This window comes from Brevibacillus sp. HB1.1 (assembly GCF_013332445.1).
Taxonomy (GTDB): domain Bacteria; phylum Bacillota; class Bacilli; order Brevibacillales; family Brevibacillaceae; genus Brevibacillus; species Brevibacillus porteri.
Map to the genome: position 1 here is coordinate 37,124 of NZ_JABMIV010000015.1, position 15,548 is coordinate 52,671.

At 47.9% G+C, this 15,548-nt stretch carries 11 protein-coding genes; 7 read left to right on the top strand and 4 right to left on the bottom strand.

Annotated elements, in window-relative coordinates:
* Window positions 1–36: 36 nt before the first annotated feature.
* From HPY27_RS27015 to HPY27_RS27035, 5 genes are all read left to right on the top strand, one after another.
* Window positions 37–3,933: a metallophosphoesterase gene (locus HPY27_RS27015; RefSeq protein WP_174226405.1), complete on the top strand. Its 3,897-nt coding sequence runs from the start codon at window positions 37–39 to the stop codon at window positions 3,931–3,933.
* Between the two features lie 182 nt (window positions 3,934–4,115).
* Window positions 4,116–4,673, top strand: coding sequence for an RNA polymerase sigma factor (locus HPY27_RS27020; protein ID WP_017246698.1), 558 nt, complete (start codon window positions 4,116–4,118; stop codon window positions 4,671–4,673).
* Window positions 4,660–6,246 (top strand): DUF4179 domain-containing protein, encoded by a 1,587-nt coding sequence (locus HPY27_RS27025; protein ID WP_173623456.1) that lies wholly within the window; start codon window positions 4,660–4,662, stop codon window positions 6,244–6,246. Before HPY27_RS27020 ends, HPY27_RS27025 begins: the two co-directional genes overlap by 14 nt.
* A gap of 134 nt (window positions 6,247–6,380) precedes the next feature.
* Window positions 6,381–9,056 carry a YhgE/Pip domain-containing protein gene (locus tag HPY27_RS27030; RefSeq protein WP_174226406.1) on the top strand — a complete coding sequence of 892 codons (2,676 nt, stop codon included), beginning with the start codon at window positions 6,381–6,383 and terminating at the stop codon, window positions 9,054–9,056.
* 133 nt (window positions 9,057–9,189) lie between these two features.
* Window positions 9,190–9,435: a hypothetical protein gene (locus HPY27_RS27035; protein ID WP_017246695.1), complete on the top strand. Its 246-nt coding sequence runs from the start codon at window positions 9,190–9,192 to the stop codon at window positions 9,433–9,435.
* Between the two features lie 210 nt (window positions 9,436–9,645).
* Here the strand turns inward: HPY27_RS27035 and HPY27_RS27040 are convergent, their stop codons facing one another.
* The 3 genes from HPY27_RS27040 to HPY27_RS27050 form a co-directional block, all read right to left on the bottom strand.
* Window positions 9,646–10,200, bottom strand: a complete 555-nt coding sequence (locus HPY27_RS27040) for a hypothetical protein (RefSeq protein WP_017246694.1) — start codon at window positions 10,198–10,200, stop codon at window positions 9,646–9,648.
* A 207-nt stretch (window positions 10,201–10,407) separates the two neighbouring features.
* On the bottom strand, window positions 10,408–11,805 hold the full coding sequence (locus tag HPY27_RS27045) for an MFS transporter (RefSeq protein WP_174226433.1): 1,398 nt from the start codon (window positions 11,803–11,805) through the stop codon (window positions 10,408–10,410).
* Window positions 11,806–11,914: 109 nt separating this feature from the next.
* Window positions 11,915–12,340 (bottom strand): MarR family winged helix-turn-helix transcriptional regulator, encoded by a 426-nt coding sequence (locus tag HPY27_RS27050; RefSeq protein ID WP_056489008.1) that lies wholly within the window; start codon window positions 12,338–12,340, stop codon window positions 11,915–11,917.
* Window positions 12,341–12,510: 170 nt separating this feature from the next.
* On the opposite strand from HPY27_RS27050, the gene HPY27_RS27055 reads away from it, so the two are divergent.
* The gene (locus tag HPY27_RS27055; protein WP_173623453.1) at window positions 12,511–13,164 is read left to right on the top strand and encodes a glycosyltransferase; all 654 of its coding nucleotides are present in this window, start codon (window positions 12,511–12,513) and stop codon (window positions 13,162–13,164) included.
* A gap of 58 nt (window positions 13,165–13,222) precedes the next feature.
* A complete protein-coding gene (locus HPY27_RS27060) occupies window positions 13,223–13,876 on the top strand; it encodes a glycosyltransferase (RefSeq protein WP_173623522.1) in 654 nt (217 codons plus the stop codon).
* A 64-nt stretch (window positions 13,877–13,940) separates the two neighbouring features.
* Here the strand turns inward: HPY27_RS27060 and gcvPB are convergent, their stop codons facing one another.
* The gene (gene gcvPB / locus HPY27_RS27065) at window positions 13,941–15,530 is read right to left on the bottom strand and encodes an aminomethyl-transferring glycine dehydrogenase subunit GcvPB (protein WP_174226407.1); all 1,590 of its coding nucleotides are present in this window, start codon (window positions 15,528–15,530) and stop codon (window positions 13,941–13,943) included.
* Window positions 15,531–15,548 lie beyond the last annotated feature (18 nt).

A 15,548-nucleotide genomic window follows, 5' to 3' on the forward strand; every position in this document is an offset into this window, starting at 1 on the left:
TCTATCAATCTGATCGAAATGAGGTGCGCGTTTATTATGAAAGTGATAAACAAAACGATGTCGATGGTACTGGGTGTTACGGTTGCCTTCATGGGAATGACTCAACCTTTTATGATCCAAGGTGTTCAGGCAGCAGGAGCGCAAACTGTCACGATGGACAAGCAAACCTATTTGTATGGTCAACCGGTTTCCTTGTCGTATACAGGAGCTTCCTTGAAGGATTGGATCGGACTGTATAAAGCAGGTGCCATTCCACAGGGCAGCAATCCTTCTCTCGCTTGGCAATATACGAGTGCAAACGGTCAGCCGAATGGTGCGATGAGCTTTACAAAGTCATTGCCAGCAGGTGAGTACGAGGCGCTGTACATGCAAAATGACGGCTACAACATTTTTCAGCGAGCTCCTTTTTCGATCATTACCTTGAATCCTCCTGCGGGTATTACTTTTGTCGATACGGATGACGATGCAGACCAGATCGCAGGCGATGTGAAAATCAAAATCCCTGCCGATCCTGCGAATGTGGCTCATTACAATCTGTACTGGGGAAATGATGTCGGAAAGCTGCCAGGAGAGCCGATCATCGCACAAGTGCAGCCTCCAACTACGCCAGGTGAAACGTATGCGACCTATACAATCCCAGCTAACACGGTCATTCCAAAAGGTGCGACGAAGCTCCTCGCTTACTCGGATTCAGCTGCGGGTGAAACGACTGCGAGCGCAGAGTTTACGATCCCAGGAATGGTGAAAGAGAAGCCATTGGTCAGCTTTGAAGTCATCACCGACATGCATGTGCAAACCAGCAAGGATCACGTTCATAATAAAAACCTCGAAGATGCTTTCAAAGATATGGTTGCGCTGAATCCGGACAGTGACGGACTCATGACTATCGGGGACAATACCGAGAACGGAACCGAAGCGCAATATATGGAGCTGGCCCGGATTTTTAACATGTACAAGGACCAACTCCCGGAAACCTATTTTGTGCAAGGGAACCACGACGTTCGCTGGGGGGACTGGACGCAGTTTTCCGAGCTGTTCCACAAGTACACCAACATGAAGTCCAGCTACTACAGTGAGTGGATCAACGGCTACCAGTTCATTTTCCTTGGCACGGAAAAAGGGCTGAAAGACTATTCCTACCTGTCTGAAACGCAGTTGAAATGGCTGGATGAGAAGCTGGCTGAGTCTGGGGGCAAGCCGACGTTCATTTTCCATCACCAACCGTTGAAGAACACGGTAGCCGGTGCCAATGATGGCTATCTCAAAAGCAATTACTGGTACGGTGTCAGACAAGATACAGAATTGAAAACGATCCTGGCGAAGCATCCTGGAGCTTTCCTGTTCAGTGGACATACACACTGGGAGTTGGGTGCGAAGGATACGATGTACAACGCCAAATACGCCACGATGTTTAATGCGGGTGCTACCTCTTATCTGTGGACAGATGCCAATACAGGCAAGGACGGAAGCCAAGGCTTTTTCGTGGAAGTTTACAAGGATAAAGTCCTGGTAAAAGGCAGAGATTTTAAAAACGACACGTGGATCGCCAATGCACAATATGAAATTGATCTATCCAAGAAAATTCCAGTGGTAGACCCTTCTACCGATCCAGATCTGACCTTGAGCAATCCTACGGTTCAGATGGTGAAGGAGAAGTACCTGTCGTCAGAAGCGATTGAAGTGGCCTACACGAGTTCGGTAAGAGAAGACTGGATCGGTATTTTCCCTACAGGCACGAAGTTGGGCAAAAATGTAAAAGCAATCGCTCAGCAAAAAACGAGCGGCGTGAAGCAACCCAATGGAACGGTCTCATTCAAGGATTTGAAGCTCGCTCCGGGCAAATACGATGCGATTTATGTCGGGGAAGCAGAGTATCGCACAGATAACGATAATTTGGAGCTTGGCCGCGTGACCTTTACGATTGTCGATGAAACGCAGGCACAGGCACCACAGGCAGTATCCTTTACCGATGCCGACACAAATAAGGGTGTGATTGGCGGGGACGTCACGATCACTCCTGCGGCAAATGAAGCGAACATTGACGAGTATGTACTCTACTGGGGGAACGACGAGGGCAAGCTGTCCGGTCAGTCAGCGATCGCATCTGTAGCCAAGACAGGCGATAAGGTCATCTACGCGATGCCGAATGGTACGGCGATCCCGAATGGCGCGACGAACATTCTCGCTTTCTCCAAGCAAAAGGACTCAGAGTCAGTGGACTTTGCGCAAACAGCACTGAAGGACGCATTTACCGAAGTACCGCCAGTCACACCACCGGTAGATCCACCTGTACTCACGCCAGATGAGCAGTTGCGCCAAGCCAATCGTGCTGCTGCTGATGCCATTAAGAACGCTACAGATGAGGATGTAGTAGAGAAGCAAGCCGAGAATGCGATCAAGCAATTGTCCAAGCTGATCAAGGACGACAAGCTCAGTGATTCTACGCATCTTGCTTTGGTCTCCGATGCAACGGATACCGTGTTGGCCGCGATGGTTTCCAAGTGGAAAGAGGATATCGTCGATGAGGATCAGGTGTTAGAACAGACCTATTCCCTGTTGAAGGATGCTTTCTTGCCAGTTGTAGGTGAGATCGAGAAAAACGATCAAGAACAATGGGAGCAAGCAGTAAAAGTCATGGCTCATGTAGCAGAGACGACGATTGCCAAGCTGGATAAAGACGATCTCTCTGAAAAATGGGTGAAAAAGCTGAAAGAACCAATCGCTGAACTTTTGACACAAGTCAGCACGATCGAAGCAGACGATAGCGAAAATACGGAGAAGGTAGTCGCTCAGATCGAACGTTTTGCCCAAGCAGTAGAGTCCATCGAGACAGCACTGGACAAGCAAGCATCGCTGTTTGGATTGGAGAAGACAATCGAGATTCGCATGGACGGCGCTCGTCATGAAGTGCGTGCAGCGAAAAAATCGGAGGAAGAAGAAAAATCTTCGATGACACTAAGTGGTGATATCGTCGATGCATTGGCACAAAAACAAATCAATGTTGCCTTGGTGAACAAGGAAGACGCAGGTGTGTGGCTGTCCAGCGAGCTTCTCGAAGAGCATGACGGTGAGGATATCCACGCTGAGATCTCGAAGCTGGACGACATCAAAAAGCCTTCGAAATCGGGCAATGCCAGCGATATGTACGAAGTTCGCCTGAAAGCAGACAACAAGGAATGGAAACGCTTTGACAGCGAGACTGTCCGCATGATTCTGCCTTACGAGAAAAAGGATAAATATTTGACGGCTCATCATTATGATGAAGCGGAGAAAGAATGGAGTAGCCTCAAGACTTCCAAAGGAAAAACAGTAGAGGTTATCAAAACGGGGGACCGCGCAAGCTTTGATATCGAAAAACCGGGCATCTACATGGTAGCGAGTGCAGGTCTGCAAAGCGTGAAAGTTACGCCAAGCAAGGCAACACTGTTGCCAGGAGAGAATCTCCAGCTTCAAGTAACAGGATCGTTCTCGAACCGCACCAAACAGGATCTGACCGATGGCGAGAGCGGAACGGTTTATGAATCTGACAACGATAGCGTCACTGTTGATGAAAACGGCTTGATTGAGGTTTCCGAGGATGCACGACCTGGCAAGAAATTTACAGTCAAGGTGACAAACGGAGAAAAATCGACCAAAGTGACTTTCTCCATTGCGGAAATCAAAAGTATCAATCTATCCACCAAAAAGAGTTCAGTGAAGCCTGGTGATACTGTTCAAATGATCGTATGGGCGAACATGACAGACCGCAGTGGACGAGATATGACCAAGGAAAGCACAGGAACTACTTACCGTGTAGTGGAGGAAGAATATGCGGTGATTAGCGAGGATGGTCTGGTAACCGTCCATGAGGATGCACCAGAAAAAACCACGCTGACGATTGTTGCTGAGAACGATGGTCATACGAGCGAGTACAAGTTGAAAGTGAGAAAATAAAGTTACTGATTTACTAGGAAGAGCCTGACCAGTGATGGTTGGGCTTTTTTTTCTGTCCTGAAAATATTTATCCAACCCTTGTAAGAAAAAAACCGATCTTTTCATAGTAAAGGTAGAATGATTGCTGGACAGTATAAGTGAACGGAATGTCTGGTGATAGAAATAGAAGGGAGCGACAGTTCATGGAGGATGATCAAGAGTGGGTGAAGCAAGTCTTGGGAGGCGACCCGCATGCCTTTGCCCACCTTGTGAACAAGTACAAAAACAGGGTGTGCTCGCTACTCGTGAGGATGGGCAATTCCCCAGAGGATGCAGAAGATTTCGCACAGTCAGCTTTCGTTAATGCGTATAAATGCTTGCAGCAATACGATGCGAGCCGTCCGTTTTCAGCTTGGTTAAACAAAATCGCAATCAATTGTTGTCTGCAAGCGTGGCGGAGGGCCGAGAAGCATCCGAGCGTACCTTTACAAGAGTCCAATACGGCTCTTACCTGCGAAGAAAACCCGGAGTCATTTTATCTGGCGCTTGAAAAACAAAACGAACTATTCGCTGTCATGGAAGAGCTCGCTTCCCATTACCGGATCGTACTTACGCTGCGGTATTTTGAAGAGCTGAGTTATCAAGAAATTGCTGAGACGATGCAAGTGCCGGTGACAACCGTGCAGGTTCACTTGTACCGCGCAAAGAAAAAGCTACGTGAACTCATGGGGAAAAGGGGGGAGCTTCATGAAATGTGCTGATTGTGTTAGGCTGATCAATCAAGTCGACCGAGAGCTTTCATATGAAGAAGGAAGAGAGCTTCAGGACCATATCGCTGGTTGTGAACATTGTCAGTCCATGCTGCTTCAGGAAGTCGACGAAGTGGATGCCGACTTGAGTAAACCTTGGCCGATCGTATCTGCCTCGGATCATTTCACCGAAAAAGTCATGGGGGAAATTTTACAGGTAGAAGAGCAACAACAAGGACCGATGCGCCGAAAAAAATGGACAGGCAGTCGTCTATGGCAAAGGGCAGGTCTTACTGCCGCCATACTGTTGCTTGCCCTGACAGTGGGTGTCGTCTCATCTCCTACGCTTGCGCACTATGTCACATCGATTTTTTCCGAGTCGTTTATCGCGGAAATGCAGCGCGGAGGCGATCTAGGCTTTTCTCAAAAAGTGAATCAAAAGGTAACCGATCAAGGCATTACTATGTTGGTAGATGAGATTCTGGTCGATCCAGTAAAAATGTACGTGTCGATTCGGTTTTTTACCGAACAAAATCAAGAGCTGGAAGCTTCGATTGAGTTTGAAAACAAGGATAACCGGATTTTCCTGTCAGACCAAAACGGGAAGTACATCGGAACCCAGGTACAGCATTCCTACGGCTTTGAGACCTTGTATCTCCCTGAAAATATACCGAACGATTTGATTCTCAACCTGAAAGTAAACAGAGTGGACCTGCAAGATGAAGCTTCAAAAGAGGAAGAAGAGAAGGTCAAGCAGACTTACGGAAGCTGGCACTTGAAGGTTCCTGTCTCACTGGAAAAAAGCAAGTCGGCAACCCAAACGATTCCACTCAAGAAGACGTATACCTCGCCGCAAGGATTTATCCTAGTGGCTGACCGACTGGTGCTGACACCGATGGAATCGAAACTGATTCTCTCGTCCAAAATGAATGAGCAAGAGCTTGCCCGCATGGAGTCGAGAGTGCAAGCAGGGGTAAAAGTCTACAATTCGCTCTACCGGGATAAGGTTACCGCCCAAGAGCTATGGGATTTCTTTGGGGAGAATGCGACAGTCATGTGGGAAATCGTCGATGAGAAAGGCAAGGTTGTGATGGATACGAACGGGGCAGATGGCGAGTTTTATGGACCGATTGAACCAAACAAAAAACTGACGTATCGTACTGTCTACATCGAGAAGGCAGAACCATCCGATCTGCTCCTGACTTTTACGCCTGCTGACCTCAACAAACAGCCTCTAACCTTCACGAATGAGGGAAATACGTTTGTCTTAAAGTCGTTTCGCATCGCGCCCGAGCCTAATCCAGATCCCGGCACATCCGGATACGTCGGTATCGTAAAGGCAGAGTTCACCTATCATCCCGACACCTATGAATACCGTGGAGTCGATGCAATCGGATTGGGCGTCGTTAAAATGGAGCTGGAAGATCCTTCTACGGAAAAAGATCGTCCCCAAGCAAGAACGATCACGATCCGCGATTTCCCGAAAGGAAGGGAAAATCAACCGGTAACGATCACGGCCAGTCAGCTAGTAAAAAGGTATGAAAATGTGGATTGGAGCTTTGATATGGTGAGTCCAGCGCGTTGAAGATTGTCCTTCATAAATTGGCGTGCAGCAGCTCATGATACTACTGACAGCTCATTCCCGATCATTTCCTTCCATGGTAAACTGTCATGTGAGTGCAAAGATTCATCCATTCTTTCCTACTAGGTGGTACATACATGCGGTCTATATGGAAGATTTACAAAACGGACTGGATTAACATTTTCAAGGTCCCGACTGGGATTTTTCTGATCATCGCCATCATTCTCCTTCCTTGTTTATACGATTGGATCAACATCAAATCAGTATGGGACCCTTACGCCAATACGCAAGGTGTCAAGGTGGCGGTAACGAGCGAGGATCAGGGAGCCACAGTTGGCGACCAAAAGGTCAACATCGGAGACGAGCTCATAAAGAGCTTGCACAACAACCAGAAGCTAGGGTGGACCTTTGTGGACAAAGAAGAGGCCAGACGGGGCGTAGAGCGGGGCGATTACTATGCCAGCATCCTGATCCCGGCTGACTTTTCCACAAAAATCACGGGAATTGTCCATGGCGACCTGAACAAGCCTGAAGTGATCTATACGGTCAACGAAAAAGTGAACGCCGTCGCACCCAAAATCACTTCATCAGGTGTTTCAGCGATTGCCAAGCAGATCAACGAGAGTTTTACGGAAAGCGTCAGTGAAGCCTTGCTGACGAAGCTTACAGAGATCGGCATTAAAATTGAAGAGCAATTGCCGACCATCCGCAAAATCGAGAGTGGCGTTTTCCAACTGGAAAAAAGCCTGCCTGAGATTCGTGCCGCTGGGCAAAAAGTGTTGGAGATTGAAAAGAAACTTCCCGAGATTCACGAGAAAGCGCAGATCATTCTGGAAGTGGAAAAAAGAATCCCCGAAATCAATCAAGCAGGGCAGGCCGTGCTCAAGATCCAGCAAAACTGGCCGAAAATCAATGAGGCGGCGTCTGTCATTATCGCGATGGAAGACAAGCTGCCGGTGATTGAGCAAGCCGTCGGACGAATTGAAGAGCTGGATCAAAATTTTGATAAAGTCGCAAACGCAGTGACTACGGCCACAGAAAAAGCGAGTCAGGCCATTGAGATCGTTTCGGCTGCTCAAGATGCGTTGCCGCGTATCGCTGATCTGACTGATAAGGGCGCGGCTGTTGCCGATCAGCTCAATGACTTTTTTACGAAGCATGACGGTGCCTTTGAAACGATTGCACCGCTGATCAAGCAAAATCTCATCTTAGCCCAGCAAGCCTCGGATGCACTCACACAACTTACGGACAGACTGTTGCAAATCAATCCGGATCGTCTGCCTACTGCGAGTGAGGTAAATGCTGTGAAAGACAGGTTAGCCAGAGCCGCCAATGTTTTGGGGCATACCGCATCGCTTGTAGAGAAAGTAAACAGTTATATTCCTGGACAGCCATTGAGTCATTTCGCAGAGAGGCTGCGCACGATTGAGAGCAGAATGAACCGACAAATCGAGATTCTCGGCACAATTGCAAGCGCGCTGGAAAAAGGCAAGCAGCCTGCGAAAGATTTGGTGGAGAGCTTGAATCAGCTCTCGAAAAATACCAGCGCGGAATTGGGAGACATCCTGTCCCGTTACGATAGCGAAATCGTTCCGAAAATATCCGAGGGCATTGAAAGGCTGAAGGTGATCACAGGAGAATCTGCCGATCTACTGCATAAGGCCCAAGAAAAACTACCGGATATCGAAGCGATTCTTCAAGAGACAAAGACGGGCTTGGAGCTGGGATTGGCAGAACTGAAACGAATCCAGCAGGATATGCCGCAAATACGGGCGCAAGTCCACGAGCTCGCGCAAACGCTCAGAAGCAAGTCGGATGCTTTTGCAAATGCCATTCACGTAGCAGCTCCGTTCTTGAAGGGGAATCTTCCTACTATCGGGAAAAAGCTCGACGAGGCAGCGGCATTCGTTCAGAACGATCTGCCCAAAGCGGAGGCGAATTTGACCAAGCTGGCTGATTTTGTGCGCTACAAGCTCCCGGAGGTGGAGGCAGGAGTCCACAGAGTTGCCACATTGGTTCGCGATGATCTGCCTAAGCTGGAGAGTGCCATTGGGCAGGCGGCTGACAAGCTGAGAGAAGTCGAAGCGAACAACAACTTCGCTGATCTTGCCAAGCTATTGCGCGGCGACATTAAAAAAGAGAGCGAATTCCTCGCAAGTCCCGTGCAGATCAAGGAAAACCGCCTATATCCGATTCCGAATTACGGTTCGGCCATGTCACCTTTTTACGGTGTGCTGTCTCTTTGGGTAGGTGCGACCTTGTTGATTTCTCTGCTGAAGCCGAATGCGGAAAATCCGGGCGGAGTGTACAAGCCGTATCAGTTGTACCTGGGCCGCTTGGGAACGTTTGCGACCATCGGGCTACTTCAGGCGTTGTTCGTCACGCTCGGTGATATTTACATCCTCGGGGCCTATGTGGCTGATAAAGCTCCGTTTGTGTTATTCGGTATGCTGATCAGCCTAGTGTTCGTTACGATTACGTACACACTGGTGTCCGTTTTCGGCAACGTGGGCAAAGGAATAGCGATCATCTTCATGGTATTTCAATTTTCCAGCTCGGGCGGTACGTTCCCAATCAGCATGACTTCACCGTTTTTCCAAGCGCTGAACCCATACATGCCCTTCACGTATGCGATCAGCCTGTTACGTGAAGGTGTGGGCGGCATCCTTTGGGAAACGGCGATTCGGGATATTCTCGTATTATTCGGCTTTATCGGGATCAGCCTGTTCGTGGCGCTCGCGCTGAAGCGTCCGTTGAGCGGACTTATTGAAAAGTCGATGGAGAATGCGAAGAAGACCAAGATTATTGGGTAAAGTTTCATGATGGAATAGAGCAGGGTGTCCTCACGTAGATATCACTACTGGAGGGTACCCTTTTTTCAAGGACAAGTGATTGTATGATTTGGTAAAATATAGGTGTCTTGTAAATCGTAAAGGGGAGTGAACCATGGGGAGATGGTTTGGATACATTCTACTGACGATTTTGATAGGCGGTGTGTGCTTTTTTATTATTACTCCAGAAATCACCTTGATATTGAGTATGTTCGTCATGATCGGAACCCTGTTTTATATTGTACACATTTTGAAAAATGAACTGCCCAGAGTAGTCCAGGATCGGCTGGAAAGACGATTCCATAAGATAGACAAAAGACTCGAGGAATTACAAAACCTGTACAAGCAGGAGACTGAATAGGCATGTTTGGGGAGAGGACACCATCTTTCACGCTGGTACTACCACAATATGAAAAACTAGATTTCCTTAGCGTACAGGAAATCTAGTTTTTTATTACATCCAAGTCCTTACGTGGGTTTTATGACACTTGGCTGGCGTTACCCCAAAAGAATACATGCGGGGTGTGGGCACGTTTGCCACAAGAGGCACAATTCGTAACAAGCGATTTTGCTACTTCTGATTATCTTCAGGAAGTAGCGAATATTCTAAACCCATAAAACTAGCTACAGAGAGCTTTTCTTCGTTTATGACCTGAAATCGGTAATTAGCAGGAGACATTAGTGCCTGGTTATCAGCTTCTGTCAAATTTTCTTTTAGCTTTAGCTGTTGCGAAATCGTATACCGACTCTCTTTACTGTTTAACTCAATTTGAACGAGTGAAGGAGTCTCAGCAAGCAAATTTTTAATGGTCTCGTCACCCGGCATATCTGCAAACGAAAAGTAAATAGGCTTTTCCGTATGCATCATTTTTTCTCTCAAATCATCCGAAATTAAGATTCGTAACGTGAGTTCTGCCGAATTACCATTTCTTGTTATTTGAAGCACGGATGTTTTCAAATTCTCCCCATGAATTTCTTCGAAATAATCGTAGACGCTTACATATGACTTCTCTTTAGGGACTGTTTCTGTTGAACTATCCGCGCTACAACCACTAAGGAGAACGATGAACAGAAGGAGAAGCATATGAAGAGGACGTTCAACAATCGAAGGTTTCTTAATATTCATTTCCCTCCTTGTGTATTTTATGAATCTTCAATAATAGATATAACATATATTACCAGTTTCTTTGTGGCCACCGCCAGCATAACACGTATTTACGGTTAAGTACTGCCGAAGCTACCCGCCCGGTCCAGAACGATAGGCACGATTGGTCAATGGAGCTTATCGGAAATGACTTAATCCATAGCGTACGATTTTTTCCGTTTCGTGAGGTTACCCCAAGGTGTCCCTTTTTTCTTGAACAGATACGGAACTTGTCGCCAGTCGGGCAGCAGATGCCAGCCCCAGTAGGACGATGAACGTCTGAAGGAGCAGGGAAACAGTAATCCCAACAGAAAGTGAAAACTCAAAGGCAGTCATCACAGACACGATGGCACCCCCCATCCCAATGACAATCGCAGGTGTGAACGTATCCGCGATAGATATTTCAGCAGATACTTTTCCTTCTTCACCAGGCTTTGCAAGAGAAAACGCAATAGCACCGCTTGTCGGGTGAGCCAAACCGATTCCGAAGCCCATAATGATCTGGCTAAAAATCGCGACCACGATACCGAAAAGGTCTAGTTGAATCAACGTCAGCGGTACGGTGCAGGTGACTCCGATGAGCATAATGACAAGACCTGTGATAATTCGTTTTTTTCGACCGGCCCCTTGGTCTTTTTTGTCCAGCTTTGCTTGTACATTGGCTGCCAGCGACCAACTGATTGCTGCGGAGGCAACAGCTAAACCAGCTTTGTCGGCGGTTAAACCTAAAATCGAGGTGAGTCCAAGGACGAGATACGTTTGTGTGCCGTAATAGGCAGCGACAAAAAGACCCCGAGATGCGATGACAGCAGGTAAGCCAGAGCGTGCGAGGAGCGTTCCTTTTGGCATCAGCTTATACAACGGGACACTGAGGGTGAGCAAACCCGCGATGGATAGCAGGAAACCGTAGATGGAGGGGATTTTGCCCAGCCCCAAAAGTAAGGCACCAGTCCCCAGGGCCAAGAAAAAAGGCAGAAGAAGACTACGATTGTTTGCCGCGCTTGCTTTTTGCGGCTGTAAGCCTCGGAAAGAGGGGGTGGTTAAGAGTGCAGACAGAAAGATAAAGGGAAGGATCAACCAGAAGACATATCTCCACGACAACTGTTCAGCAATAATCCCGGCTACATATGGTCCGAACAGGCCAGGAAGAATATAAGCGCTGGAGAAGACAGCAAGAATCTGAGGGCGAAGGGAATCGGGGTAACGCAAGGTAATCATGGTATACACGCAATTGACCAAGGCACCGGCTCCGAATCCTTGCATCACTCGCCCAAGCAGTAAAGTAAGCATATCTGGCGCAATTGCAGCAACTACAATGCCAACAGCAAAAAGCACGATCGTGACAATGAAAGGCTGGGCAGGCCCTTTTCTATCGACGAATTGACCTGTGACCACGGTTCCAATCAGCTGAGCCAACAAATAAGCACTGAATACCCACCCATACAGATCCTCACCCTGTAGCTCTCGGGAAAGACCGGGGGCGATTGTCGTGACAGCCAAGCCTTCAAATGCTGTAGCAGTCACCACAAGAATAATACCAATCGTCAACGCTCGGTAATGCGTGCTCCAAATCCCTTCTGTACTCATCATTTTCACTCCTTTTTTGTATATATTCCGCCATGAAAGTTGTTATAAAAACTGTTGTTACAACAACTAATTATATACAAAAAATGACATCCTGCAATATGTTTTGTTTTTACAAGTTTTTCACGTTCTCATAAATAATATTGAGTGTTCTTCGAAATTGGTTCACTTCTTCTTCGGTCAATCCTGCAATGGTTTTCTCGTACGCTTCAATGGAGGGAGGAAGGACCTCGTCTTTTAAAAGTCGCCCTTTTTCCGTCAGATAGACACGAAGGGAGCGGCGATCCTTTTTATCTGTTTCGCGATGAATGAACCCTCTTTCTTCCATGAGAAAGAGCATCCGTGCGATATTCGTTTTATCCTTGTAGGTGCGTTCTGCCAACTCGTTCTGGGTCAAACCTTCTTCTTCCCATAACACGACAAAAATCATCCACTGATCGATGGTGATGTTATACGGATTGCATACTTTTTGATAATAGTTGTTCAGTTTTAAATCCGTTCGTTTCACGATGACGCCGATATACTCATCTAATTTCATTGCGAAACCTCCTAGGTTAGGTAGTCCGTGCAATTGTTGCTAATGACAACTATAAGGATGCCTCGGATAAGTGTCAATTTGCAGGACTCATGTGTTAGACGCATGAAAAAGCCAATTTTGCTCAAAATAACAGCGGGATTCACTACTTATCAAAAAAGGAGAAGGAATAAATGACTCCAGTGTTCAGGAAAGTAACATTGCTGATGATTTGCGTGGCATTACTTGGTGTGCCGAGTATGGCAGCAGCCAAGGAATCGAAAGGAAATGTACAGCAGGCAGAGTGTATAAAGCCGAAAGAAGTAAAGCTACAGGGCGATATGCGCAGGCTCTGGATTGACCATTTGCTGTGGGACCACACCTATATGGTAAGCGCCTTGGCAGGGCTGGAAGACAAAGACGCCGTACAGGCACGTCTCTTGAAAAACCAGGTAGATATCGGGAACGCAATGAAGCCGTATTACGGAGAGGAAGCAGGTAAAAAGCTTACCGAATTGCTGACCGAGCATATTACGATAGGCGGCAAAATCATTGACGCAGCCAAAAAAGGCGATCAGGCTACTGTAGCAAAGCTTGATAAGGAGTGGCACCGTAATGCGGATGAGATCGCCAAGTTCTTAAGCAGCGTCAACCCTAATTGGACCGAGAAGGAACTAAAAGAGATGATGTACGTGCATCTGAAGCTGCTCACTAATAATCTCCAGGCGAGATTGAAAAAAGACTGGCAAGCGGATATTGCTGCATTTGATCAAGGTGAGGATCATATCATCTCATTCGCTGATGTGCTGACAGCAGGCATCATTAAGCAGTTCCCGAATCAGTTTTAACCACCAGCTTTTGGGTTGTGGACCTTTTACATACCGATAACGAGGAGAAGACCCAATGATGACTCCAATACTCCGGAAAGCAACACTGTTGATGATTTGCCTTGCTTTACTAGGCGTACCGGTGATGGCTGTAGCCAAGGAATCACAAGGAAACGGCCAGCAACAGGAATGCATAAAGCCGAAAGAAGTCAAATTGCAGGGCGATATGAGAAAGCTCTGGATCGACCATATACTATGGACGAGGAGCTATCTGGTCAGCGCTTTGGCGGGACTGGAAGACAAAGACAAGGTACTGGCGCGACTTTTGAAAATCCAGACGGATATCGGAAATGCGATTAAGCCTTACTATGGAGAGGAAGCAGGCAACAAGCTTGGCAAGCTTCTCACTGAGCATATCGTCATTGCAGGCAAAATTATTGATGCTGCAAAAAATGGCGATCAGGCGAGTGTGGCAAAATTAAATAAAGATTGGTTCCGGAACGCAGATGATATCGCCAAGTTTTTAAGCAGCGCGAATCCCAATTGGACCGAAAAGGAATTGAAGGATTTGCTGTACAAACATTTGGAGCTGCTCACCGGAAATCTCCAAGCGAGATTGAAAAAGGACTGGGAAGCAGACATTGCTACCTTTGACAAAGGTGAGGATCACATCATCTCATTGGCGGATGTGCTAACAGCAGGCATCATTAAGCAGTTCCCGAATCAGTTCTAAAATGAACTTCCACAACGAAAAAAACGCCAGCACTTGTCGTATCTGTGCTGGCGTTTCTTTCTTTTTATCCTTGTGCCGTCTTTTTCAAATAAGCTCTCCATGTGATGCACCATTGATCAGGATCATCGAGTACGGACTCTAGGACACGGTGACCTGTACTATTGTGTGGCGCTGTTTTGACGATCTCCGGATTCTCATAGGCTTCCTGTGAAATATGGGTTAGTGCCGCAACGTATTCGTCGAGCTCTGCCATGGAATAGGACTCCGTCGGTTCCAGCGTAAACGGCTCCGGCACGACGTACGGGTGGTGACTGGTCCAGTAATGGTGGGCAAAGTCGATCATGCGGCGCTGAACATCATACGTCGTGACGCCCGTGTCTTCTTTTAGCTGCTGCCAGCTATAGCGAACCTGCTCCAGGCGTCGACCTTGTATATAGGGAGCGCTCGCACCGCGGATTTGCGTGATTTTGTGATAGAGATAGTTGTTGTTGAGGCAAGCGATTTCGGCAACTTCCCTCAAGCCGTCAGCACCAAGTGCACGGACCCAAGCGTAGGAGCGCAGGACAGCAGGTGGTACGCCGTAAAAGCTGCGGACTTTCCCGATGCTGTTTTTCAAATCACGCTTATAGAAGTAACGCTCTCCGTCGAAGTCTACGATCGGACCTGGCAGGAATGGCGCAAGCTCGGCAGTGACCCCGATGGCACCTGTTGCAGGTCCGCCGCAAGCGTGAGGAACGGAGAAGGTTTTGTGCAGGTTGAAGAAGCACATGTCAAAGCCTGCTTCCAGCGCGCGGGTAATGCCGAGCAAACCGTTGGCGTTTGCTTGGTCGTAGCAGCACAGCCCCCCTGCGGCGTGAACGACATCTGTGAACTCCTTGATGCGGGAGTTGTAAATGCCTGTATCCTCTGGATTCGCTACGGCAAAGGCAGCGGTTCGCTCGGATACGAGACCTTTTAGCGCTTCCAGATCAGGATAGCCGTTTTCGTCGGCTGGTACATATATGATTTTGAAGCCTTTGACTGCGGCCGTCGCTGCTTGGGATGGGTGGGAAAAATGGGTGGTAATAAACTCGTTGCGCTGTTCTCCTTCGCCGCGAGCTTCGTGATATTTGCGCACGATAGAGGCTTGGGTAAACAACGCCTGTGTGCCGCTGCCCGGTTGGAACGAGAATTTGTCCATTCCTGAAATCTCGCGCAAGTATAGATCGAGCTGATACGTCATCTCCAGCATCCCCTGGACAGTGGACTCATCTTGCAGCGGATGCAGCTCCGCCATTTTCGGCGAGCGTACGAAGCGTTCATTGATTTTCGGGGAGTATTTCATCGTGCAGGTGCCTTGCCCGATCTCGACGTTGAAATCTGACCCCAGAACCTCCTGCGAAATGCGGGAGTAATGACGGATCACGCGGTACTGACTGATCTCGGGAAGATTCGGTCGTTTTTTCCGGCGTAGGCTGTCTGGCAGCGAAGAGATGCCATCGCCTACGGTCTCCACGATTTGTGGCTCGACGGGTGGTACTTCGACGCCACGCTCGCCGGGCTGGCTCAGCTCGAAAATGACAGGCTCATCCCATTTTGCTTGGTGGAAGCGGCGTACCTTATGATCTCTCGGAATCCGTTTCATTTTGTCGATTGTTCCTTCGGATGTTTTCATGGTCGATTTCCTCCTTTT

What these genes read in the sequence shown, in the direction of transcription:
- HPY27_RS27045 (WP_174226433.1), bottom strand. Translation starts at nt 11,805, where the DNA reads ATGAGTACAGAAGGGATTTGGAGCACGCATTACCGAGCGTTGACGATT.
- HPY27_RS27030 (WP_174226406.1), top strand. Translation starts at nt 6,381, where the DNA reads ATGCGGTCTATATGGAAGATTTACAAAACGGACTGGATTAACATTTTC.
- HPY27_RS27015 (WP_174226405.1), top strand. Translation starts at nt 37, where the DNA reads ATGAAAGTGATAAACAAAACGATGTCGATGGTACTGGGTGTTACGGTT.
- HPY27_RS27040 (WP_017246694.1), bottom strand. Translation starts at nt 10,200, where the DNA reads ATGAATATTAAGAAACCTTCGATTGTTGAACGTCCTCTTCATATGCTT.
- HPY27_RS27060 (WP_173623522.1), top strand. Translation starts at nt 13,223, where the DNA reads ATGACTCCAATACTCCGGAAAGCAACACTGTTGATGATTTGCCTTGCT.
- HPY27_RS27055 (WP_173623453.1), top strand. Translation starts at nt 12,511, where the DNA reads ATGACTCCAGTGTTCAGGAAAGTAACATTGCTGATGATTTGCGTGGCA.
- HPY27_RS27050 (WP_056489008.1), bottom strand. Translation starts at nt 12,340, where the DNA reads ATGAAATTAGATGAGTATATCGGCGTCATCGTGAAACGAACGGATTTA.
- HPY27_RS27020 (WP_017246698.1), top strand. Translation starts at nt 4,116, where the DNA reads ATGGAGGATGATCAAGAGTGGGTGAAGCAAGTCTTGGGAGGCGACCCG.
- gcvPB (WP_174226407.1), bottom strand. Translation starts at nt 15,530, where the DNA reads ATGAAAACATCCGAAGGAACAATCGACAAAATGAAACGGATTCCGAGA.
- HPY27_RS27035 (WP_017246695.1), top strand. Translation starts at nt 9,190, where the DNA reads ATGGGGAGATGGTTTGGATACATTCTACTGACGATTTTGATAGGCGGT.
- HPY27_RS27025 (WP_173623456.1), top strand. Translation starts at nt 4,660, where the DNA reads ATGAAATGTGCTGATTGTGTTAGGCTGATCAATCAAGTCGACCGAGAG.